At 72.0% G+C, this 21,295-nt stretch carries 24 protein-coding genes; 12 read left to right on the forward strand and 12 right to left on the reverse strand.

Features of this window, described 5'->3' with window-relative positions:
• Window positions 1–203 precede the first annotated feature (203 nt).
• Both AB0L00_RS23900 and AB0L00_RS23905 read right to left on the reverse strand, forming a co-directional pair.
• Complete coding sequence (locus AB0L00_RS23900) at window positions 204–1,085, reverse strand: rhomboid family intramembrane serine protease (protein WP_364438059.1); 882 nt, start codon at window positions 1,083–1,085, stop codon at window positions 204–206.
• A gap of 50 nt (window positions 1,086–1,135) precedes the next feature.
• Complete coding sequence (locus AB0L00_RS23905) at window positions 1,136–1,654, reverse strand: peptidylprolyl isomerase (protein ID WP_364438471.1); 519 nt, start codon at window positions 1,652–1,654, stop codon at window positions 1,136–1,138.
• Between the two features lie 211 nt (window positions 1,655–1,865).
• Here AB0L00_RS23905 and AB0L00_RS23910 point away from each other — a divergent pair, with 211 nt between their 5' ends.
• Window positions 1,866–2,465, forward strand: a complete 600-nt coding sequence (locus AB0L00_RS23910; protein WP_364438062.1) for a hypothetical protein — start codon at window positions 1,866–1,868, stop codon at window positions 2,463–2,465.
• Window positions 2,466–2,644: 179 nt separating this feature from the next.
• Window positions 2,645–3,373 (forward strand): acyltransferase, encoded by a 729-nt coding sequence (locus AB0L00_RS23915; RefSeq protein ID WP_364438065.1) that lies wholly within the window; start codon window positions 2,645–2,647, stop codon window positions 3,371–3,373.
• 77 nt (window positions 3,374–3,450) lie between these two features.
• On the opposite strand, the gene AB0L00_RS23920 is transcribed toward AB0L00_RS23915, so the two are convergent.
• Window positions 3,451–4,215: an antibiotic biosynthesis monooxygenase gene (locus AB0L00_RS23920; RefSeq protein ID WP_364438067.1), complete on the reverse strand. Its 765-nt coding sequence runs from the start codon at window positions 4,213–4,215 to the stop codon at window positions 3,451–3,453.
• 40 nt (window positions 4,216–4,255) lie between these two features.
• Complete coding sequence (locus tag AB0L00_RS23925) at window positions 4,256–7,486, reverse strand: BTAD domain-containing putative transcriptional regulator (RefSeq protein ID WP_364438070.1); 3,231 nt, start codon at window positions 7,484–7,486, stop codon at window positions 4,256–4,258.
• 177 nt (window positions 7,487–7,663) lie between these two features.
• On the opposite strand from AB0L00_RS23925, the gene AB0L00_RS23930 reads away from it, so the two are divergent.
• Together AB0L00_RS23930 and AB0L00_RS23935 are read left to right on the forward strand one after the other, a co-directional pair.
• Window positions 7,664–8,434 (forward strand): sulfite exporter TauE/SafE family protein, encoded by a 771-nt coding sequence (locus tag AB0L00_RS23930; protein WP_364438073.1) that lies wholly within the window; start codon window positions 7,664–7,666, stop codon window positions 8,432–8,434.
• 139 nt (window positions 8,435–8,573) lie between these two features.
• Window positions 8,574–9,488, forward strand: coding sequence for a sulfotransferase (locus AB0L00_RS23935; protein ID WP_364438076.1), 915 nt, complete (start codon window positions 8,574–8,576; stop codon window positions 9,486–9,488).
• Here AB0L00_RS23935 and AB0L00_RS23940 read toward each other — a convergent pair.
• Both AB0L00_RS23940 and AB0L00_RS23945 read right to left on the reverse strand, forming a co-directional pair.
• On the reverse strand, window positions 9,475–10,365 hold the full coding sequence (locus AB0L00_RS23940; protein WP_364438079.1) for a hypothetical protein: 891 nt from the start codon (window positions 10,363–10,365) through the stop codon (window positions 9,475–9,477). The two genes, AB0L00_RS23935 and AB0L00_RS23940, sit on opposite strands and share 14 nt — an antisense overlap.
• A gap of 263 nt (window positions 10,366–10,628) precedes the next feature.
• The gene (locus AB0L00_RS23945) at window positions 10,629–11,513 is read right to left on the reverse strand and encodes a LysR family transcriptional regulator (RefSeq protein ID WP_364438082.1); all 885 of its coding nucleotides are present in this window, start codon (window positions 11,511–11,513) and stop codon (window positions 10,629–10,631) included.
• A gap of 69 nt (window positions 11,514–11,582) precedes the next feature.
• Here AB0L00_RS23945 and AB0L00_RS23950 point away from each other — a divergent pair, with 69 nt between their 5' ends.
• On the forward strand, window positions 11,583–12,179 hold the full coding sequence (locus tag AB0L00_RS23950) for a short chain dehydrogenase (RefSeq protein ID WP_364438085.1): 597 nt from the start codon (window positions 11,583–11,585) through the stop codon (window positions 12,177–12,179).
• A 58-nt stretch (window positions 12,180–12,237) separates the two neighbouring features.
• Here the strand turns inward: AB0L00_RS23950 and AB0L00_RS23955 are convergent, their stop codons facing one another.
• Complete coding sequence (locus AB0L00_RS23955) at window positions 12,238–13,113, reverse strand: aldo/keto reductase (RefSeq protein ID WP_364438088.1); 876 nt, start codon at window positions 13,111–13,113, stop codon at window positions 12,238–12,240.
• Between the two features lie 93 nt (window positions 13,114–13,206).
• Between AB0L00_RS23955 and AB0L00_RS23960 the strand changes: the two genes are divergently transcribed.
• On the forward strand, window positions 13,207–13,875 hold the full coding sequence (locus AB0L00_RS23960) for a DNA-binding response regulator (RefSeq protein WP_364438090.1): 669 nt from the start codon (window positions 13,207–13,209) through the stop codon (window positions 13,873–13,875).
• A gap of 145 nt (window positions 13,876–14,020) precedes the next feature.
• On the opposite strand, the gene AB0L00_RS23965 is transcribed toward AB0L00_RS23960, so the two are convergent.
• A complete protein-coding gene (locus AB0L00_RS23965) occupies window positions 14,021–14,833 on the reverse strand; it encodes an inositol monophosphatase family protein (protein WP_364438093.1) in 813 nt (270 codons plus the stop codon).
• Window positions 14,830–15,759 (reverse strand): DUF5919 domain-containing protein, encoded by a 930-nt coding sequence (locus AB0L00_RS23970; protein WP_364438096.1) that lies wholly within the window; start codon window positions 15,757–15,759, stop codon window positions 14,830–14,832. Before AB0L00_RS23970 ends, AB0L00_RS23965 begins: the two co-directional genes overlap by 4 nt.
• A gap of 70 nt (window positions 15,760–15,829) precedes the next feature.
• On the opposite strand from AB0L00_RS23970, the gene AB0L00_RS23975 reads away from it, so the two are divergent.
• A complete protein-coding gene (locus AB0L00_RS23975) occupies window positions 15,830–16,225 on the forward strand; it encodes a hypothetical protein (RefSeq protein ID WP_364438099.1) in 396 nt (131 codons plus the stop codon).
• A 33-nt stretch (window positions 16,226–16,258) separates the two neighbouring features.
• Here the strand turns inward: AB0L00_RS23975 and AB0L00_RS23980 are convergent, their stop codons facing one another.
• Window positions 16,259–17,068 (reverse strand): helix-turn-helix domain-containing protein, encoded by an 810-nt coding sequence (locus AB0L00_RS23980; protein ID WP_364438101.1) that lies wholly within the window; start codon window positions 17,066–17,068, stop codon window positions 16,259–16,261.
• A gap of 122 nt (window positions 17,069–17,190) precedes the next feature.
• On the opposite strand from AB0L00_RS23980, the gene AB0L00_RS23985 reads away from it, so the two are divergent.
• Together AB0L00_RS23985 and AB0L00_RS23990 are read left to right on the forward strand one after the other, a co-directional pair.
• Window positions 17,191–17,637 (forward strand): nuclear transport factor 2 family protein, encoded by a 447-nt coding sequence (locus AB0L00_RS23985; protein WP_364438104.1) that lies wholly within the window; start codon window positions 17,191–17,193, stop codon window positions 17,635–17,637.
• Window positions 17,638–17,707: 70 nt separating this feature from the next.
• Window positions 17,708–18,103, forward strand: a complete 396-nt coding sequence (locus tag AB0L00_RS23990; RefSeq protein ID WP_364438106.1) for a VOC family protein — start codon at window positions 17,708–17,710, stop codon at window positions 18,101–18,103.
• 121 nt (window positions 18,104–18,224) lie between these two features.
• Here the strand turns inward: AB0L00_RS23990 and AB0L00_RS23995 are convergent, their stop codons facing one another.
• Window positions 18,225–18,506, reverse strand: a complete 282-nt coding sequence (locus AB0L00_RS23995) for a hypothetical protein (protein ID WP_364438109.1) — start codon at window positions 18,504–18,506, stop codon at window positions 18,225–18,227.
• Here AB0L00_RS23995 and AB0L00_RS24000 point away from each other — a divergent pair.
• A complete protein-coding gene (locus AB0L00_RS24000) occupies window positions 18,481–19,176 on the forward strand; it encodes an FAD-dependent monooxygenase (protein ID WP_364438112.1) in 696 nt (231 codons plus the stop codon). The genes AB0L00_RS23995 and AB0L00_RS24000 overlap by 26 nt on opposite strands.
• 11 nt (window positions 19,177–19,187) lie before the next feature.
• Window positions 19,188–19,832: a class I SAM-dependent methyltransferase gene (locus AB0L00_RS24005; RefSeq protein WP_364438114.1), complete on the forward strand. Its 645-nt coding sequence runs from the start codon at window positions 19,188–19,190 to the stop codon at window positions 19,830–19,832.
• A 181-nt stretch (window positions 19,833–20,013) separates the two neighbouring features.
• Here AB0L00_RS24005 and AB0L00_RS24010 read toward each other — a convergent pair whose 3' ends face one another.
• Window positions 20,014–20,610, reverse strand: a complete 597-nt coding sequence (locus AB0L00_RS24010; protein WP_364438117.1) for an HD domain-containing protein — start codon at window positions 20,608–20,610, stop codon at window positions 20,014–20,016.
• Between the two features lie 198 nt (window positions 20,611–20,808).
• Between AB0L00_RS24010 and AB0L00_RS24015 the strand changes: the two genes are divergently transcribed.
• Window positions 20,809–21,213 (forward strand): hypothetical protein, encoded by a 405-nt coding sequence (locus AB0L00_RS24015; protein ID WP_364438119.1) that lies wholly within the window; start codon window positions 20,809–20,811, stop codon window positions 21,211–21,213.
• Window positions 21,214–21,295: the final 82 nt, after the last annotated feature.

Below are 21,295 nucleotides of genomic sequence, written 5' to 3' on the forward strand. Positions count from 1 at the left end.
CCACACGGTTATCCACAGCCTGTGGACTGCCCTGTGTGTTATCCACAGGAGTAGTCCCCAGCCTTCTCTCGTGCCGTGCGCCGCGGGCGGGCACGTCCGTGGCCGCCCGCGCGTGCGCTGACGTCGGCGGAGTGCGCTCCCTCGCGCGTCGCGTACGCGCGCGGACGTCCGTGCGGGGTGCTCTTCCTCTCGCGGCGCGCGGGTCAGGACGCGAGCGCGGTGGCCACGGCGGTGAGGATCACGAGCACCCCGGCGACGACCGCCGACGCGGCGACCTGGACGGCCTTCTGCCGCCGGCGCGGGGCGTAGGCGAACGCGACCGCGAGCACCGCGCCCGTGACCAGCCCGCCGACGTGCCCTTCCCAGGAGATCCCGGAGAAGGTGAACGTGAACAGCAGGTTGATCACGATGAGGAAGACGATGCCGCGCGTGTCGACGCCGAGCCGGCGGCCGACGACGAAGAACGCCGCGAACAGCCCGAAGATCGCCCCGGACGCGCCGACGGCGGGCTGCAGCGGGGCCACCAGGTAGAGCAGGACGTTCCCGCCGATCGCCGACAGGACGTACAGCACGGTGAACCGCACCCGGCCCAGCACGTGCTCCAACTGCGGGCCGAGCACCCACAGCGCCCACATGTTGAACAGGATGTGGGTGATGCCGAGCCCGCCGGCGTTCATCGGCACGTGCAGGAACGCCCCGGTGATCAGGCGGTACCACTCGCCGTCGGCGACGCCGATCCCGGGGAACCGGCCGCGCGCGGGCATTCCACCCACCATCTCGAACCGGTCGACGAACGCCGGCGAGGCCAGCTCCCCGAGATAGGCGAGGACGTTGAGGGCGATGAGCGTCAGCGTGACCGCCGGGCGGCCCCGCACCCGGCCGCCGAACACCGTGCGCGGCTCGCGCACCGTGCGGTTGCCGTCGTGGACGCACTCGGGGCACTGGTGCCCGACCGAGGCCGAACGCATGCAGTCCGGGCAGATCGGCCGGTCGCACCGCGTGCAGCGGACGTACGTCTCCCGGCCCGGATGCCGGTAGCACATCGGTGCCTCGGGGGCCGGGGCCTGCGCCGGATCGGTGCTCATCGTCGCCTTCTCGTCTGTGGCCGGATACCCGTCTAGGTCCGGATACCCGTCTAACGACGCTCGATCGTCACCGATTCCAGGACGATGTCCTCGGCCGGACGGTCGTTACGGCCGGTCTTCGCCTTGGCGATCGCGTCGACGACGTCGCTGCCCTGCACGACCTCACCGAAGATCGTGTGACGGCCGTTCAGGTGCGGCGTGGGGACGACCGTCACGAAGAACTGCGAGCCGTTGGTGCCGGGCCCGGCGTTGGCCATGGCCAGGAGGTACGGCCGGTCGAACCGCAGCGCCGGGTCGATCTCGTCCTCGAACTCGTAGCCCGGGCCGCCGAAGCCCTGGCCGAGCGGGTCGCCGCCCTGGATCATGAACTGGTCGATGACCCGGTGGAAGATCGTGCCGTTGTAGAGCGGGTTCCGCGACCGCTGACCGGTCTCGGGATGCGTCCACTCGATCGTTCCCTCGGCGAGACCGACGAAGTTCTGGACCGTCTTGGGCGCCTGCTCGGGGAACAGGCGGATGACGATGGGACCCATGGTGGTGTTCAGGGTCGCGATGAGCTCTCCGGCCATGAAGACCGCCTCCTCGTTTCGGAGTACGCCCTCGGTGGGCGTGTTCGGATACGTCACTGAGGTAGCCAACGCTACTGGCCTCCACCGATCCTCCGAACGACCCTCCGCCGAGGGGCTCCGACGACTGAACGGCGTCCTCACCGATCCGGTGATTGACATCGCTTACGGGGGGAAGAGGTTGGTCGAGACCGCACATAACGGAGGGGTATACATGTCCCTACGATCGACGACTCGCAAGAAGCCGCAGGTCAAGCTCAGCGGCTCACAGCTGACCCGGGCGCAGAAGCGCGCGATGCGCAGCGCACGGCAGCTGCGCCTCTCCGAGCTCAGCCGGGCACAGAAGCGTGCCATGCGATCGGCACAGCAGACCGCCCAGCGGACCGCGCAGTCGGCCCAGACCGCGGCACAGACCGCCCAGAACGCCGCGCAGCGGACGGCTGACCGGCTCGGCCCACCGGCCGGTCAGGCTCGCGACATGGCAGCGACGGGCCTGTACAACGCCCGGACCTGGGGCGCGCCGCGCCTCGACCGGGCCGGCGCGTACATCGAGAAGGAGCTCGCCCCCCGGGTCGGCTCGATGATGCGCCAGATGGCGACCCGACTCGAGCCGCCGAAGCCGCGGCGGGCCCGCCGTGGCATGGCCGCCACGCTGCTGCTGGCCGGTGGCGCGCTCGGTGCCGCCGGAGCGGTCGCGACGCGTCGCAACGCCGCGCGGAGGCAGGCCGAGGAGCCCACGTCCGCGCCGTCCGAGCACCTCTCCTCGGTGTCGGACAGCGACAGCGACAGCGACGACCGTGCTCGCACGTCCTGACGGGCGTCCATCGGCGGTGAGCCCGGCCTGACGGCCGGGCTCACCGCCGTTTTCCCCCGAAAAGGAATTCCTCGCGGGCCGGCCGGCCTTTCTCGCTGAACAGATGCAGCGCCGCAGTCCGCCCACTGGATGCCATATCGGGGATCAAATCGGACATCACATGCCGTACCGTTTCCGGCATGTCGCTAAGGTCGTCGATCGGTTCCGCGACCCGCAGGGTGGTGGCGGTGGCTCTGCACCGGGGCTGGGAATGGGTCCGCCGGCATGGCGAGATCACCCCCGGCACCCCGGCGGGACGGCGGTTCGGCCATCTGGGCAAGGGCGTCTGCATCGGCTTCCCCACCGGTGCGCTGTTCGGCGAACCCTGGATCCACATCGGTGACGACACGCTCGTCGGCGTGCACGTCACGATCTCCGCCGGTTTCGTCCCCGGCCTGGACCTGGGCCCGGACCCCATCGTGAAGATCGGCAAGGCCTGCTCGATCGGCCGCGGCAGCCACATCGTCGGCCACCAGTCGATCGAGATCGGCGACGACGTCTTCACCGGCCCGTACGTCTACATCACCGACCAGAACCACGGCTACGCCGACCCGGCCGTGCCGGTCGGCCGGCAGTGGCCGGTCAACGACTCGGTCGTCATCGGCGACGGCTGCTGGCTCGGCGCGGGCGCGATCATCCTGCCCGGTACCCGCCTGGGGCGGAACGTCGTCGTCGCCGGCGGCGCGGTGGTGCGCGGGGAGTTCCCCGACCACAGCGTCATCGCCGGGGTGCCCGCCAAGGTGGTACGGCGCTACGACCCGGAGTCCGGCTGGCGCCCGCCGTTCCCGGAGACGCCGCTGGACGAGGCCACACTCGCGGCGCTGGCCGAACTGCCGCCGATCCCGGGGTCCGGCGAGCTGGCGAGCTGACCGGCGTCCGACCCGCTCCGCCGCCGCCGTCGCCGATGACCGGCGACGGCGTCACCGACCGGCGGGTCGGGTGTCCGTCACGCGCCGACGTACGGCGGAGCGACGCCCCAGCCCCAGTGCGGCACGGGCGCCTGCTGGATCGGGTGCGCGTCCGGTTGGGAGTTGGCGAGCGCGATCCGGGTGCCCCACTCGATGTAGCCGAGGAAGGCGGCCCGGAACTCCGGGTCGTGCGGCAGTTCCACCTCGTCGGCCGCGTCGAGAAGGAGCTCGACCCACCGGCGGCGCTGCCGCTCGGTGATGGCCCTGCCCAAATGCTTGGACAGCATGTGGTGGTAGCCGCCGCGCCCGTCCGTGTAGCGCGTGGGCCCGCCGAACACCTCACTCAGCCACATGGCGACGTACTTCGGGTGGTCGCGGTCCATGTGGGCGAACAGCGGCCCGACGAGCTCGTCCTTGAGCACCTCGCGGTAGAACACCTCGGTCAGGCGCTCGAAGGCCTCCGTGCCACCGGCCCAGTCGTCCATGGTGGGCACCGACCCGCCCGTGCCCACGACGGCGGTGCGCCGGTAGTGCCGCATCTCCTCGATCTGCTCGACGTACGGGCGGATCTCGGCGAAGAACGCGGTGAAGTTCTCGCTGTTCCGGAACCCCGTCAGGTGATCGTCCGCAGAGGTCCACACGATCCGCAGGATGTAGGACTCCGGCTCGTCGACGCACCGCGTCAGTTCGTACTCCACGCACTGCGGCGCAGTGGCGAGCGGCACGGCGGCACGAGCGTACGCCGCCTCGAAGTCGTCGCACCGCTCGGCGGGTACCCGGTACCGGATGTACTCAACGATCACAGTCTTCCTCCAGAGCGCGGGGAACGCTGAAGCCATGTAATCATGTAATTTGATCAAGCGACAGCACGTCCGAACGGCTGAAACGTCGGCCCCGGGCGTAGGCCGCGTCGAAGGCGTCGGCGCCCAGCGCGGCGAGCGCGGCGGCCCGGGCCCGGTCGGTCTCCAGGCTCCACGGAGGGACGAAGCCCTGCAGGGCGTGCGCGCAGCCCAGGATCTCGGCCGCCCGGACCTGCTCGCCGCGCGCCGCCGCCAGCGCCGCCAGTCCCTCGGCGAACGCCCCCACCGTCTGATCGATCGGCAGCCGCCCGAGACCCGCGAGGATGGCGATGCCCTTGGCGTGCCAGTCGGCCGAGGAGCGCAGGTCGCCCTCCTCTTCGGCGAGACAACCGAGCCTGCCGTACACCGTCGCCACGGTGACCGCCAGATCGACCCGCGCCTTCCGCGGCTCGACGGTCTCCAGCGCGCGCTCCAGCAGCCTCCGAACCTCGCGTGGATCGCCGGACCGGCGCGCCACCTCACTGAGCCAGACGTGGCCGTGGGCGATGAGGCCGTACTCGCCCATGCGCTCACCGGCCCGTTTCGCTCGCCACAGCTCCGCACGGGCCCGTTCGGCGTCCCCCGCCTGACCGTACGCCCGGCCGAGCTGGATGAGCAGCATGCCGCCCTGCTCGGGGGTCACGCCCTCCGTCGCGTATCCGTAGGCCTCGCCGACCGCCCGGATGGCCTCCTCGGGAGCGCCGCGGACCAGGGACGACTCCGCGAGGATGCCCAGGCACGCGACCATGCCCCAGCGCTCCCCGAGGTCGTGGAAGGTCGCGTACGCCTGCTCCGCCTCGACGCGGCACCGCTCGATCTCCCCCCGGTTCACCGCCAGGTACGCGTGGAAGACGCGCACCGCGGCCCGCGTCCACGGATCCGGATGGTCGGCGATGCCTTCCAGCTCACGCCGGCAGGCCTCGAGGTCGCCGCCGAAGACGGTGGCGATGGGACGGCCCAGCGCCAGCACCGGGTGGGTCGGACGCTCGGGCAGCCGGGCCACCGCGCGCGCCATCGCGCCGCTCAGCGCTTCCAGAGACGGCCCGTCGCCGCCCGACATCTCTCTCATCAGCGCGGCGGTGAAGGCGCAGATCGCGTAGGCGTCCTCGACCCCGCCCGACACGTCGGGCGCGTCGGACCCGACCGTGTCCATGACCTCGGTGGCCCAGTCACCGGCCTCCGCCTCCATGTCCCGAAGGACCCAGAACCAGGTGAGGGCCCCGACGAGACGGACCGCCGTCGATCCGTCCCGGGTGTCGATCGAATGGCGCAGTGCCGCGTTGAGGTTGTCGCGTTCCGCGCTCAGGCGCGCGGCCCAGTACAGCTGGTCGCGGCGGCGCAGCTTCGGTTCAGCGCGTTCGGCCAGGGCGAGGAAGTACGCCGCGTGCGCGTCCTTGCGCTCCTTCTCCTCACCGGCCTCGGCGAGGCGTTCGGCGGCGTACGCCCGAACGGTCTCCAGCAGCCGGTAGCGGACCTCGCTGTCGCCCTCCGCCACCACGAGCGACTTGTCGACGAGCGCGGCGACCACGTCGATGACGTCCTCCCCGAGAACCCGCTCGGCCGCCTCCGGCGTCGCGCCTCCGGTGAACACCGACAGCCGGCGCAGCACGCGACGCTCGGCGTCGTCCAGCAGTTCCCAGCTCCAGTCGACGATCGCGCGGAGCGTCCGGTGCTGGGGCAGCGCGGTCCGGCTGCCGACGGTCAGCAACCGGAAGCGGTCGCCGAGCCGGTCCGCGACCTGCGAAGGGGTCAGTGCCCGGAGCCGGGCGGCGGCCAGCTCGATGGCGAGCGGGATGCCGTCGAGTGCGCGGCAGATCCGGACGACGGGACCGACGGTCTCGCCGTCGACCGTGAAGCCGGGCCGTACGGCCGCGGCGCGGTCGGCGAAGAGCCGGACCGCGTCATGAGCCATCGCCGTCTCGACGTCCGTGTCCTCGGGCGGCAGCGGCAGGGACGGGACCGGGCACAGCGCCTCGCCGGTGATGCCGAGCGGCTCCCGGCTGGTGACGAGGATCCGCGCGCCGGGTGCGGCGGCCAGCACCCGGTCCGCCAGCCGCGCGACCGCGTCGACCAGGTGCTCGCAGTTGTCCAGGACGAGCAGGATCCGCCGGTCCGCGAGCGCGTCGACGAGCCGGTCCAGCGGCCACACGATCTCCTTGGCCTCGATCAGCCGGACCGTCTCCATGATCCCCATGGCGACGACGACGGCCTGCGGCACCTCGGCCGCGTCCCGTACGGGCGCGAGCGGGACGAACCACACGCCGTCCGGCGTGTCGGCGACCGCCCGGGCCGCGGCCTCGATCGCCAACCGGGTCTTCCCCGCGCCGCCCGGCCCGGTCAGCGTGACGAGTCGCGAGCGGGTGAGCAGGTCGGCGACGCGACCCAGCTCGCGGTCACGGCCGATGAAGCTGGTGAGCAGGGCCGGCAGGTTGTGCATACCCTTCGCCGGGCCCGTCGCCCGACGTACGTCCGGTGGCCCGGCCGGCGGGGCGTCCCCGGCCGCCGACGCCTCCGGCTCACCGCGGAGGACGGCCAGATGGACGGCGGCGAGCTGCGGCGACGGGTCGACCCCGAGCGCGTCGGCCAGTTCCCGCCGGGTCTGCTCGTAGACGGCCAGCGCGTCCGCCCGGCGACCGGCCGCGCACAGTGCCCGCATGAGCTGCCCGCGCAGCCTCTCCCGCAAGGGGTTGCGCGCCGTCAGTTCCTGCAGTTCGGGGAGCAGACGCGCACCGTCGCCGAGGGCGAGTTCGGCGTCGACGCGGTTCTCGACGGCGGACAGCCGCAGGGCCTCGAGCCGCGCGATCGGGCCGGCGGCGAAGGCGCTGTCCGCGACGTCCACGAGCGCCGGGCCGCGCCACAGGCCGAGCGCCTCCCGGAGCAGGTCCACCCGACGCGCCGGATCGTCCTCGGCGTCGACCGCCCTCAGGAGTTCCTCGAACGCGACGGCGTCGATGTCGGCGGGGGCGACGGCCAGCCGGTAACCGCCCGGCGCCGACGCGACGAGGTCCCGGCCGCCGACACCCCGCAGGCGGGACACCAGGGCCTGCAGCGCGTTGACCGCACGGTCGGGCGCCGCGTCCTCCCAGATGTCCTCGATCAGCCGCTGGGCCGGGACCGTACGCCCCGCGTCGACCGCCAGCCGGATGAGCAGGGCGCGCAGCCGGGCGCCGCCGATCTCGACGGGTCGGCCGCTGCCGTCCCGTACGTCCAACGGCCCGAGGATGGCGATGCGCACCACGCCATTGTCTCCATGGGAGACACCGGCATCGGCGTCGTCGCCACGCTCGCCCCGGACATCGTCTCGGAGAAGGTCGGGAGCTGACCCGAGCGCTCGGCGCGGGTACCCGGCTCCGGCGATCGGCCGGCGTGGCCGACGCCGTGGCGGGACGCCCGGCTCATCCGGTGATCCCCGGTGTGCTACTGGTATGGGGTGATCACCGCCCACCTGCCCGTCCTCTTCGGGGTCGGCGCTCTGGCCGGGGTGGTCAGCACCGTGGTGAGCCTCGCGTCGGTCGTGTCCTACCCGGCACTGCTGGCGCTCGGACTGCCCGCTCTCAGCGCGAACGTGACCAACACGGTCGCGCTCGTCTTCACGGCGGTGGGCGCGACGGCCGGATCCCAGCGTGAGCTCACCGGGCAGCGGGGACTGGTCCTGCGGCTGGGCCTGCTGACGGCGCTCGGCGGCGCCACCGGCGCGGTGCTCCTCATGGTGACGCCGTCGGGCACGTTCGAGCTGATCGCGCCGTGGCTCATCGCGGGCGCGTCCCTCATCCTGCTGCTGCGGCCGAAGGCCGGGCGGCTCGCGGAACGCTCCACGGGTGAGCACGGACGGCTGCTCCGCCTGGCGCTGTTCACGGTCGCCGTCTACACCGGGTACTTCGGCGCCGCCGGCGGCATCCTCACGCTGGCCGTGCTGTCCGCGATGATCGACCTGCCGCTGGTCCGGGTCAACGCGGTGAAGAACGTCATCGCGGGCCTGGCCAACGGCGTCGCCGCGGTCGGGTTCGCGCTGTTCGGTCCCGTACGGTGGGACGCCGTCCTGCCGCTGGCGGCGGGCTTCCTCGTGGGCGGCTGGATCGGCCCCGCGCTCGTCCGCCGGCTCCCGGGTGAGGCGCTGCGCGTCATCGTCGCCGTCTGCGGCGTGGCCGTCGCCGTCAAGCTCGGCATCGACGCCTACGGCTGACGCCTCTGCCTGCGGGTATCAGCGAGGATCGTTCTCATCCATCCCGAATCACGAGGGTCCGGGCAACGGATATTTCCCTGGTTTTTAGGTAGGTATGGAATGATTGTCGCACTGCTGGACACCCAGCCGGGGAGGATGAATGGCCCTTCCGGACTTTCTGCTGATCGGTGCCCCGAAGTCGGGCACCACGGCCCTGCACGCCGCGCTCGCCCGCCACCCCGACCTGTTCATGTCTCCGGTCAAAGAGCCGAAGTTCTTCCTCACCGACGGGCCGCCGCCCACCCGCGGCGGTCCCGGTGACGCCCAGACCTACCGGGAGCACATCTGGCGGCGAGCGGACTATGAGGCGCTGTTCGCGGCGGCCCCGGAGGGGACGCCGCGCGGGGAGAGCACGCCGTTCTACCTCCACGACCGGGACGCCCAGCTCCGCATCCGCGCGCTGATCCCCGACGTGAAGCTGATCGCCGTCCTCCGGGACCCGGTGGAGCGGGCGCACTCCAACTGGACGCACCTGTGGTCGGCGGGCCTCGAGCCGATCGGGAACGTCGTCGACGCGTGCGCCGCCGAACCCGAACGGATCGCGGCGGGCTGGGCGGCGTTCTGGCGGTACGTCGACCTGAGCCGCTACGGCGAGCAGCTCCAGCACCTCTACAAGCTGTTCCCACGCGACCAGGTGCTGGTGCTGAGGTACCGGCGGATCCACGAGGAGCCCGCCGCGACCCTCGACCGGATCTGCGCGTTCCTCGGCGTGCGCACCGGTATGATCGACTCGATCCCCCGCGAGAACGTCACCAACCACGTGGCCGACTCCCCGGTCACCCGTGCCCTGCGGCAGGCGCTGCGCGCGGGCTCCCGGATCGGCCGGGACCTGCCCCTGCCGGTACGCCGGCTGGCCCGCGGTCCGCTGCTCGCCGCGCTGCACCGCGAGCGGCGCCCCCGGCAGCCGCTGACCTGGGAGGACCGGCAACGGCTGATCCCCTACTTCACCGAGGACATCCGGCTGCTGGAAGAGATCACTGGCGAGGACTACGGCGACTGGCTCAAGCCGCGATGAGCTCCGTGCGCAGCTCATGGGCGCCGTCCGCGCGGGTCGCCTCGTAGTAGAGCCGCCATCGGCCGCGTCCGAGGGGGAGGGCCGTCAGGTAGCGCAGGCCGCCGCCGGCGTACGGCGAGACGGCGGCCGGGCCGGCGCCCTGCTGCTCGAACATGCCGAACCCGTCACCGGTGGCGATGCCGGTGCGCTCCTCGTAGTTCTCCGCGGCGCTGGCCCGGCCGTCGTAGCAGGCGACGGTCCGGCCGCCGTCCGTCACGACGGACGAGATCCGTACGCCGCGCGCGTCCCACCGCCCGGGGCGTCCCGTCAGCACCGTGCCGTGCCACGTCCAGTCCAGGCCGTCGGCGCTGGTCGCGTAGTCGGTCACCATCCGGTCGGCCTCGTCCGGGTCGGCGAGCGGGTGGCAGGACGCCCACAGATGCCACTTGTCGCCCTGACGGAGGATCACCGGGTCCTTCACCCCGATCGCATCGCTGCCGGGGAGCACCACCTCGGCCGTCGACGGGTCGAAGGAGCGCGGGTGGGCGGCCTCGAGCACCTCGACGCGCCAGTGCTTGGTCCCCGGCGTGGCACAGCTGAGGTACAGCCGCCAGGTGCCCTCCGGGGTCACGACCAGCGCGGGGCGCTCGAGCGACTCCGCCGACATCCGGTCGCTGTCGATGACGGCCAGCGTCTCCGGCCGCTCGCCGCCGACCGCGTGGGCGACCACGACGGCGTAGCCCCGGCCCCGCCCGATCGGACGGCGCAGGCGGTACGCCAGATAGATCTCGCCGTCCACCACGCAGGCGCTGGGCGCGCCCGCCCAGTGCCCGGGAGTGTCCCCGGGCGGCGGAACGACGACGCGGGACCGCTCGTACGACGGCAGCGGAAACGGCATGGACCCTCCTCTGGCGGCGCCGTGCACGGGGGCCGCACCGGCGCGAACACGGCGATGATCCGCACGGCGCCCCTCGGCGGCGTACGGGGACCCACCCGACGGCCGGCCCCGCCCCTGTCAATACCAGAGTATCTAAGTAGGGAAACCCTATTTGAAGCGTCAGATAGGTCGAGACAGACGGACTGGTCCGGAGTGACTGACGCGTGTGTCGACCTCCCACCTCACCACCGCGACCAGGCGCGAAACCGAGCTCTCTGTGCCGCTCACCCTGCTGCGACCTTCACGCGGGTCGGCTCGAGGTGCTGCTGGGCCAGGTGCAGGAACGATCCGGTGGCAGTGTGCGCCGGGATGGCCGGCCAGGCCAGGTAGACCGTGACGGGGTCCGCATCGGCCAGCGGGATGTAACGGACACCGGGGTGGCCATGATGGTGGACGGTGCCTTCGGCGGTGACGCCGACGGCTTCGCCCGTGGCGATGACAGTGAGCCACTCGTCCACACCCGGGACCCGTATGGTACGGGGACTCTGACCCTCGGGCCAGAGGTCGGAGCCGGTGGTGGCGGCCGTGGAGCACAGTACGACCACCTCGCCGGTCAAGTCGGCCAGGTTGACGGTGTCGCGTTCGGCGAGCGGGTGACCTTCGGGCACGGCCGCCACGCGCCGCTCGTGTGCCAGCGCGGTGTGCGCCAGGCCGGAGTCGTCGGCGGGCCGGGTGCGCACGAAGGCGAGGTCCGCCGTCCCACGGCGCAGCGCGGCTTCGGGGTCGTCCAGGCGGCGAACCTGCACGGGAGTGCCGGGATACCGTTCACGCCAGGCGCGCAGCAGGGGTACGGTATGCCGGCCGAGCGCGGCCCAGGCGAAGGCGAGACGCAGCGGCCGGGGACCGTCCTGGGCGGCCGCCTCGGCCAGAGCGTCGTCGAGTTGGTTGAGGATGCGCTGGGCGTGCTCCCACAGGCGCTGCCCGGCCTCGGTCAGCGCGAGACGGCGGGTGGTGCGCTCCACCAAGCGGACACCCAGGCGACTCTCCAGCTGCTCCAACGTGCGGGAGATCGCGGGCTGGCTGATGTGCAGGGCGATCGCAGCGTCGGTGATGGTCCCTTCTTCACCGATCGCGACGAGGGCCCGCAGGTGCCGCAACTCCACATTCATAACCGCCAAGCATAAGTGCCGCACAAGCGGCATTTCCCTCGCACGCAGGTCGGCCTTAGCGTCGCAGGCATGAAGATTCTCCTGATCGGGGCCACCGGCAAGCTCGGCACGGCCGTGAACAAGGAACTGTCCGCCCGCGGCCATGACGTGATCACCGTCGGGCGTACCGGCGGCGACTTGCGCTGCGACATCACCGACCCCGCCCAGACCGCCGAGCTGTACAGGCGAGCCGGTCGGGTGGACGCGGTGGTCAGCGCCGCCGGTGACGTGCCCTACAAGCCACTCGCCGAGATGACACCGGAGGATTACCAGACCGCTTTCACCGGCAAGGCGTTCGCCCAGGTCGAACTCGTCCGCCAAGGCCTCGCACACGTCGCCGAGCGGGGCTCGTTCACCCTCATCACCGGCATCCTGGCGCGCGAACCCATCCCCACCGGCACCGCCGCCTCCATGGCGAACGGCGCGGTCGAGGCGTTCGTCCGTGCTGCCGCGATCGAAATCGCTCCGCAGCGCATCAACGCGGTCAGCCCTAACATCTTCACCGAGAGCCTCGCCGACTACGGCGCCTACTTCCCCGGTATGGGCTCGATCGACCTCGACCAGGTCGCCAGTGCCTATGTTCGCTCCGTCGAGGGTGGTCAGACCGGACAGGTGTACGCCCTGTAGTGGAAGCCGACCCCGTCGGCCGACCGACGGGGTCGCGGCCCATGGCATGGAGTGCGGTTCAGGTGGTCAGGTCGGTGAGGTCGTCCTCGGTGAGGTGGACGCCGGCGGCGGCGATGTTGTCCTCCAGGTGGTCCAGGGAGCCGGTGCCCGGGATGGCGAGCATGACCGGAGACGACGCCAGCAGCCAGGCCAGGGCGACCTGCTCGGGCGTGGCCTGGTGGCGCGCCGCGACCTTCGCCAGGCGGTCCCGGTCGAGCGGCCGGTTGCCGCCGCCGAGCGGGAAGAACGGCACGAACGCGATGCCGAGTTCCGCGCACTGGGCGAGCAGCCCGGAGTCGTCGCCGTACTGGACGTGGAAGTGGTTCTGCACCGCGGCGACCGGGGCGATCGCGCGCGCCTCGGCGAGTTGGTCCGCGTCGACGTTGCTGACGCCGAGGTGGCGGATCAGCCCCTCCTCGCGCAGCCCCGCCAGGACCGCGAACCGCTCGGCGATCGACTCGCCGCCGGGAACGGCCAGGCCGCCGACCCGCAGGTACACCAGGTCCAGTCGGTCGAGCCCGAGACGCCGGAGGTCCTCCTCGACCAGCCCGCGCAGTTGGTCGGGCGTCGCCTGTCCGCTCGGCATGCCGTCCGGCCCCCGCAGCGGTCCGACCTTCGTGGCGATCACCAGGTCCGAAGCGTACGGGGACAGTGCCTCGCGGATCAGTTCGTGGGCGTGAACGTCGTCACGCCCATAGAAGCCGGCCGTGTCGATGTGGTTCACGCCGAGCTCCACCGCACGGCGCAGCACCGCGATCCCGTTCTCCGGGGTACGCGTGGGCCCGTCGAAGGTGCCGACGGGGAGCCGCATCGCGCCGAAGCCGAGCCGGTTGACGCGCAGGTCGCCACCGAGGAGGAAGTCGCCGCCGTCGGCGGCCGTCACGTTCGTCGTCATGACGTCGACTCTGGCCCGGAGCCGCCGTGGGAGCGAGCGACTGGCAGCAAGCTGCCATTGCTCCCGTGCCGCCGACTGGACAGACTTGGTGGGGTGAGCGGCGATCAGCAGGTCATCACCATCCGCGGCGAGCAGGAGTTCGCCGCGCGTGCCGGGCACCTGTTCGCTGGAGCGAGTTCGGAGTTCGTCTGCGCGGCCACGGACCTGAACACCTGGTCGCGTCGCGACACGCGAGAGGCCATCGCCGACGGGATGCAGCGCCGGACGGACGGCCCGGTGGTCCGCAAGCTCTACACTCCCGCCGCGCTGACCGATGAGGAGCAGCGGAACCACCTGCTGCGGCTCGCGTCGTTGGGCGCGCGGGTCCGCATCTGCGGCACCGGACTGCTGCCGCACGAGACGATCATCATCGATCGGCAGGTCATGATCCTCGCCGGCGCCGAGGTGGCCGGCGACCGCGAGTTCACCGTCACCACGTCACCGGCCCTGATCAGTGGGGTGCACGCGCTGATCGAGGCCACGTGGGAGGGCGCCACAGAGCTGGCCGCGTACCTCCGCCGCGACCCGCCGCAGGTCGACGCGGAGGGCCGGAGAGTGCTGCGGGCGCTCGGGGAAGGACTCACCGACGAGGCCGCCGCCCGGCGACTGGGGCTCTCCCTGCGGACCTACCGGCGGCGGGTCGCCGAGCTGATGCGGCTGCTGGAGTCGGAGTCGCGGTTCCAGGCCGGCGTGCACGCCAGGGGGCTCGGCCTGATCTCCTGACGTCCCACGGTGGCCCACCGTGTCAGCGATGGACGCACCTGCACTTCTCAGGTGACTTGCGGAGCCCGGGCGGGCGGTCGCCCGGAGCTAACGGTTCCCCCGGCTGGTCGCCGTCGCGGTGCCGTCGGACCGTCGGCCGTGCCGGTCAGGCGAGGGCCAGGCCGTCCACGGTGCGCCCGACGAGCGCGCTGATCTGCTCGGCGACGCCCGGGGCCGCCGCGATGGTGGCGGCCGAGTCGGCCGTGTGCTCGCTGCCGTCCTGGTCGACCACGACGGCGCCGGCCTCGCGGGCGATGGCGACCCCGGCCGCGGTGTCCCATGGCTTGTTGGACATGCTCAGGCTGATGTCCAGCCTGCCTTCGGCGACCCAGGCCAGGTCGATGGCCGAGGAACCCAGCATTCGCACCCGCTGGACCTCGGCGGCCAGCGCGGCGGTCAGCGCGAGGCGCAGCCGGTTCTTCTCCTCCGCGTCCGTCCCGACGGCGTAGTCGCCGATGGCGACGATCGCGTCCCTCAGCCGGCCGGTCGTGCTCGCCCTGATGCGCCGCTCGCCGAGATGGGCGCCGGCGTGCTCGGCGGCCGAGTAGCGGGCGTCGAGGAACGGCAGGTCGATCACTCCGAGGACCGCGCGCCCGCTCTGCAGGAGCCCCAGGGAGACGCCGCACAACGGGACTCCGTGCACGAAGTTGGCCGTGCCGTCGATCGGGTCGAGCGCCCACAGCAGATCCCCGCCGCCGTCACCGGTGACCCCTTCCTCCTCGCCGAGGATCGGCACGCCGGGCGTACGGTCGCGTAGGTACGCCCGTACGGCGCGCTCGACGGCGTAGTCCAGGTCGGTGGCCATGTCCCGGTCGCCCTTGGCGGTGAGCAGGCCGGGTGCCCGGGAGCGGATCAGATCGGCGGCGATCGTGGCGGCGTCCAGAGCGACGGGGAGCAGCGCTCCGACGGACGTCGTCATACTGGGCGGCTCCGTTCCGACAATTCGCGGTAGATCTGCTCAAAAGTGTTATACAGCCCCGCCGTATCGGGGTCACGGTGGAGCAGGAAGGTCGGCGAGTCGACGCCGCGGGCCTGCGGCAGGTACGGCTGCATCACACAGGTCGTACCGTCGATCAGGACGATGCCGAACCGGATCGTCTCGTCATAGACCGCGAGCGAGAGCCGGTCCCGCGCCTCGGCCGGCAGCCGGTCGCGAACGCGGGACAGCACCTCGATGTTGAGCTTCGTCAGCGTGGTCAGGAAGTGGTCGGTGTAGCCCTCCTCCCGCTCTCGCGCCTGGATGGCGTCGCCGTCCGGATCGAGGAACAGGCACTCCAGCCGGGCGCCGTTCTCCAGCAGGAGCCGCAGTCGCTGATCGGGGTACTGCTGGCACAGGAGGTTGAGCGAGAGCCCGGCCGCCCTGACCTCCTTGGCGTCGTCGAACATCGCCTGCGGCGGCATGGCGTACGTGAACTCCGCCCGGGTGGTGAAGACGGCCGCCACGTCGGCCAGCGGCAGGCCGGGCCCGGTCCGCGCGTCGACCTCCACCAGGCGGTGGGCGGGCGCGGCCTCCCGCCGCGTCACCGGGGGCGTCCGGGCCGCCTGGCCCGCCGTCGCCGGAGGCGTCGGCTCGGCGGACAGGAGGTCGTCCGGGCACGGCGCGAACAGCTGGTCGGCCGTCCAGCCGGGGAACATCCTCTGCAGGACCCGGCAGTGGTCGGTGTGCGGCAGGCGCTTGAGACCACCGGAGATCCAGCGGTGCAGTTGGGCGCGGCTCGGAGCGGTGCCGATGAGTTCTCGATCGACTTTCTTCGCCGCGTTCTCATAAGCGGCACGAAACATGCCATATCGCACTAATTGCCGCTGCTGGACGAGGACGTTGAGCAGGATCGGTCGCCGCACCATGAATTCCGCCCCTCCGCCACGGTCAGTGCACGTCCAGGCTATCCATCCTTTATCCGTATGACGAGACAGAATGGAGACAGAGGCAAGACATTGGCGTCAAAAAAGCGCCTTTGATGGCATCGAGACGAAACAGCGAGACGAAGGATGCTATTGCCAGAAGGTGAGGGACCTGTTCCGGGGGCGTTGGAGGGCAGCGGCGGTGTGCGCCGATCACAGCGAGAAAATGCGGCTTCTGGTGGCGTTGTGCCGAGAACTGGCCAGGCTCGGGCTGCCGTCGGTGATGAGTGACGCCCGACCGGCGCTGTCGGTCAGTGGCGGTCCGGCCGATCCCAAAGTGTGGATCTCCGTGAGCCCCTGCGGCGAATTCTACGAATGGCGCCCGGACCCTGGAGATCGATTTCCGGCGACCAGTCCGGAATGCGCCGCCGAACGCATCGCGGGACGCCTCCGGACGCATCCCGGCTGAACCCGCGGTCGGTCCACCGGGCGTGCGGGGTGGTCAGCCGGTTCGCGGCGGCCGGTCGGTGTTCCGGGCGCGGCGGCGGTGTGCCTTCTGCCGGCAGGCCGCCCCGCAGAAGCGCGGCGGCCGTCCGGTGCGTGCGGCCGCGATGGTTCCGCCGCACTCCGCGCACCGGGGCGCCGTCGCGCCGGGCCGTGACCCGTCGGGCGCCTTCGACCGTGTTTCGTTACGCGTCGCGGCCGGGAGTTCCGTTACGGCCGGAAGCCCGGCAGGCCGCTCGGAGGCCACGGGCCGGAGTCCGTCGCAGACGATCGCGGTGGGCCGCCCCGTCGGCCCCGCCTGCTCCATTCGCACGCAACCGTGCACGAGGCGCTGGACGTCGTCCACGGTCACGTCGGCGCGTACGGCGCCGGTCCGCTGGGCCCGCTCGAGCAGCCCCGCGAGCGCGGCACGGAACCGCTCTCTGAGCTCGGGCCCGACCGTCATCGCCCGTCCCGACTCCGCCGTGAGCGCGTCACAGAGCGCCTTGTTGACCGCCACCTGGCGGACGACCATGGCGAACGCCGCGAAGAACGCCGCACCGGGATCGTCGTCGGAGGCCAGGGCGCAGGTGTCGTCGACGAGCCGGGCGATCCGGTCGATCACCACCGCCTCGAACAACGCCTCCTTGCTCGCGAAGTGCCGGTAGACCGTCCCGGGTCCGACTCCGGCCCGCCGGGATATCTCGCTCAGGGGCACCGCGAGCCCGTCGGCCGCGAAGACCTCCTCGGCGGCCGACAGCACACGAGCTCGGTTGCGCCGGGCGTCCGCCCGCCGCTCGCCGGCCGTACGGTCGGCGTCTCCGGCCATGCCTCACCTCTTCCGACCGATGCGGTCCGCATCCATTGACAACCGGAGTGGTCGTTCCGTAACGTCCACCTAACCGGAGCAAACACTCCGATTCTACCGACCCCCGACTTCTGGAGTCTGCTATGCCGACATCGACCACCGCCACGCCCCGAGAGATCGTCGAGCGCTTCCTCCGCGCCTCCGCCGACAACGCCTGGGACGACCTCGCCGACCTGTACGCGCCGGATTCCGTCATCGAGCTGCCGTTCGCGCCGCCGGGAGTCCCGAAGCGCTTCGAAGGCCGCGAGGGCCACCGGGCCCGGTTCAAGGCGGTCGCCCCGGCGCGCCGCTTCACCAAGATCGACGCGGTGGTGCTCCGGCAGACCGAGGACCCGGAGGTGGTCGTCGCCGAGTACGACCTGCACGGCACCATGACCCGCTCGGGCCGGTCGTTCGCCTTCTCGTACATCATGGTGATCCGGGTCAGGGACGGCCTGATCGTCCACTCGCGCGACTACGGCGACAACCTCGCGGGCGCCGAGTTCCGCGACGAGATCGCCGAAGCCCTCGGCCGGGGTCTCTCCGAGTAACACCGCGCACCGAGCACCGGGCTCCCATTCGTCCAAGCTCGGACCGTGGCCGTACGGGCATGGTCGGAGCATGACGAAGCAGCCGATGCCCGGAATGCGTCCCCAGCCGATGATCTGCGTGGTGGACGTCGAGCGTGCCGGCCGGTGGTACCGGCAGGTGCTCGGCGCCACCAGCGGTCACGGCGGCCCCGAGTACGAACAACTGCTGGTGGACGGCCACCTGATCATGCAGCTCCACCGGCTCGAGGTCGGGCACCACCACGGCGCCCTCGCGGACTCCGATCGACCGGTCGGCAACGGCGTCGCGCTCTGGTTCGCGACGGCCGCCTTCGACGCCGCCGTGGAGCGCGTCCGGGCCGTGGGCGCGCACGTCGTCACGGACGTGCACGTCAACCCGAACGCCGGTCACCGCGAGATCTGGCTGCGTGACCTCGACGGCTACCTCGTCGTCATCGCGGAGTCCTGAGCACCGCTCCGTACGCCCGTCCGAACGCGCCCCGCCGGAACTCCACGGCGGGCCGCCCGCCTTTTCAGGAGACGCGGCCGGCGCCCCCGGCCCGCGCGCGGCCGCGTTCAGTGCGCTCCGCTCAGGCGCCGGTCTCGGCTGCTCCGGCGCCGAGGTCGGCCGTCACGGCCCGGAACGCGTCGAGGATGTCCCCGCCGGAGGGAACGGCCTCCGGGTCGGCCATCGTCAGGGCCGCCATGCCGATGAGAAGCGCCTGATAGAACCCGCCGACCGTCAGCGCCGTGTCCCCGTCGCGGTGACCGAAGAGCTCGGACAGTCCCAGCCGCGCCTCACGCGTGGCGCCCGCGAAGCTCGCGCGAAGGTCCGGGTCGCGCTGGATGTGGGCCAGCAGCTCGAACTGCACCGCCCAGAGCGGCCCGGTCTCGGCCAGCGACCGCAGCACCTTCGCCCACGTCGGCCCCGGCCGTACGACGCTCGTCTACAGCACGGCCCGGGACGCGGGAGCGAAGGCGATGTTCCTGTTCGCCGCGGACCCCGCCACCCCCGCGCCGCGCGACCGCGCGGAGCAGCAGAGGCTGCTGGCCGAGGCGTACGCCGGCGAAGGGTGGGAGGTGCCCCGGCTGATCGAGGGCATGGCCGGTGCGCCGGACTTCTACTTCGACTCCCTGTCCCAGGTCCACATGGACCGCTGGTCGAAGGGGCGCGTTGCCCTGCTCGGCGACGCGGCGCACTGCGCGTCGGCGGCCTCCGGCCAGGGGACCAGCCTCGCACTCGTGGGCGCGTACGTCCTGGCCGGTGAGCTGGCCCGCCCCGACGGTGACCACGAAACCGGGTTCGCGGCGTACGAGCGGCTGATGCGGCCGTTCGCGGAGCGGAACCAGCGGCTCGGCCCGGCCAACGTGAAGCGGATGGTGATGCGCGGCCGGGCCCAGGTCCGGATCTCCATGGCGATGCTCGCCCTCATGGCGCGCCTGCCGGGACGCGACCGTCTCATGGCGAAGGTGATCGAGCCGATCCACAAGGCCGCGACCGCCATCACGCTGGATGACTACTCGGCGCCGTACGCGGGCTAGGGTCGTCGACCGTGATCGAATCCTCCCTGGACACCATCCGGACGGCGTACGACGACGTCGCCGTCCTGTACGCCGAGATGTTCCGCAACGCCCACGACGAGGCCCCGCTGGACCGCGCGATGATCGGCGCCTTCGCCGAGTTCGTACGGGCCGGCGGCGGGCCGGTCGCGGACATCGGCTGTGGTCCCGGGCAGGTGACCGCGCACCTGCGGTCCCTCGGCGTCCCGGCCTTCGGGATCGATCTGTCGCCGACGATGATCGAGCTGGCGCGTCAGGAGTACCCGGACCTGCGGTTCGAACAGGGCTCGATGACCGCCCTGGACCTGGCGGACGGCTCGGTGGACGGGGTGCTCGCCTGGTACTCCTTCATCCACCTGCCGCCGGCGGAGCTTCCCACGGTGTTCGCGGAGCTCGGCCGCGTGCTGGCCCCGGGCGGTCACCTGCTGCTCGGCTTCTTCACCACCGACGACGACTCGCCGAACCCGGCCGAGCCCTTCGACCACAAGGTGACCACCGCCTACAAGCTGTCCATCGACCACCTCGCGAACCTGGCACGCGAGGCCGGACTGGTGGAGCTTGCCCGGATGCGCCGGGAGCCGGGCGAGACCGAGAGGTTCCTGCACGGCCGTCTCCTCGTCCGCAGGCCGGCGGAGTGACGGCGGCGATCCTCAGCAGGCGGGCAGCCGGAACGCCGGACGCCTGCCGAGGAGGTCTCGCGCCCGGTCCCGGGAGAGGTTGAACCGGGACCATGAGTCTCCCTCGCGGAGCGATTCCGCGAGATGGCGCAGGACGCACGAGCGCTGCGGCTCGGGGAGCCGATCGAGGGCGGGAGCCCGCCTACGCCGCCGGATGCCCGTACTCGGCGGCGAGCGGCCCGAGGTCGGGGACGCCGAAGGTCTCGCACATCGACGTGAACCGCGCGACCTTGTCCGCGCCGAACCTCCGGATGCGGGCGGCGTAGGAGGCGGGGGTGACGAAGGTCGGCGGGTCCGTCTTGCTGTGGAATTTGTCGGCGTACATGACGAACTCCTCCTCGCGCGACTCCGCCACATAGTCGGCGACCGGCAGGGGGAGTCCCTGTCTCCGCACGTCGTCGCGGGTGATGCCCATCCCGGTGTGGCACGAGCAGAACCGGCAGAGGGCCTCGGGCAGCCCTTCCTCTCTCAGCAGCTCGTGGCCGAGTAGGCCGTGCCGGATGTAACCCGCCTCGTCGATCCGGCCCGCGGCGTCGTACAGGCGGTAGACGCCGATGTCGTGCAGGAGGGCGCCGGCGCGTACGAGGTCCGCGTCGACGTCCGGGGCGCCGTCGGCGAGGAGCTGTTCGGCGATCCCGCACACGATCTCGCAGTGCGTGTACACGAGCTCGAAGGCCGCCTCCGTCGGGGCGTGCCGCTCGTGCAACGCGCGGATCTCTTCGTCCGTCGGGATGATCACGCCGAGAGTCTAACGACGCGTCTCCGCCCCATGGCGGCCCCGTCCGCCCAGCTCAGCGACTTCCCTGGAGCAGACGGGAGGTCCGAAGGTGAACCTGGTGCCACCTCGAATCTGATGACCGCGCTACTGCTCTGGAGTGCCTCCGACCGCGACGCTGGTGCCGTGCCCGACAAGCCGGGCACGGAAGGAGCACCCCCCATGGCCACCAGCGCGACGTCCGTCGAGGGCCGGCTGACCGGCACCCCATGGGCGGTCCGGCTCGGTCGGAGCTCGACGGGCCGGCCCGCGCTGGAGGTGTACGACGCGGAGACGCTCGTCGACGTCGTCGTCGAGACGCCGGTGGCGCCGGAGACCCTGCGGGGCGCCCGGCGCGGCGTCTCCCCGGGCGGCCCGTGCGCCATCGCCTGGGGCCGGCTCCCCGGCGGCACGGCCCTCCCCGAGGTGCTGTTCGCGGGCTGGACGCGCCGGTACCCGGCCGACGTGTTCATGGTCGGCGGGTTCTGCTGGCTGGCCGTCGCGCACGGCCGGTTCACGACCGTCCGGGTCAGCCATCGCGGTGACTCGTGCGGACGCCTCCACATCCGGGGCGGCCTCCGCTCCTGACCGCCCTCCCCGCCGGCCCCGCCCGGCGGCCCTGACACGCCCCTCCCCTGAGATCCGGCCGGCGAGGCCGGGGTACCACCAC

The sequence above is a fragment of the Actinoallomurus sp. NPDC052308 genome, assembly GCF_040679195.1.
Taxonomy (GTDB): domain Bacteria; phylum Actinomycetota; class Actinomycetes; order Streptosporangiales; family Streptosporangiaceae; genus Actinoallomurus; species Actinoallomurus liliacearum.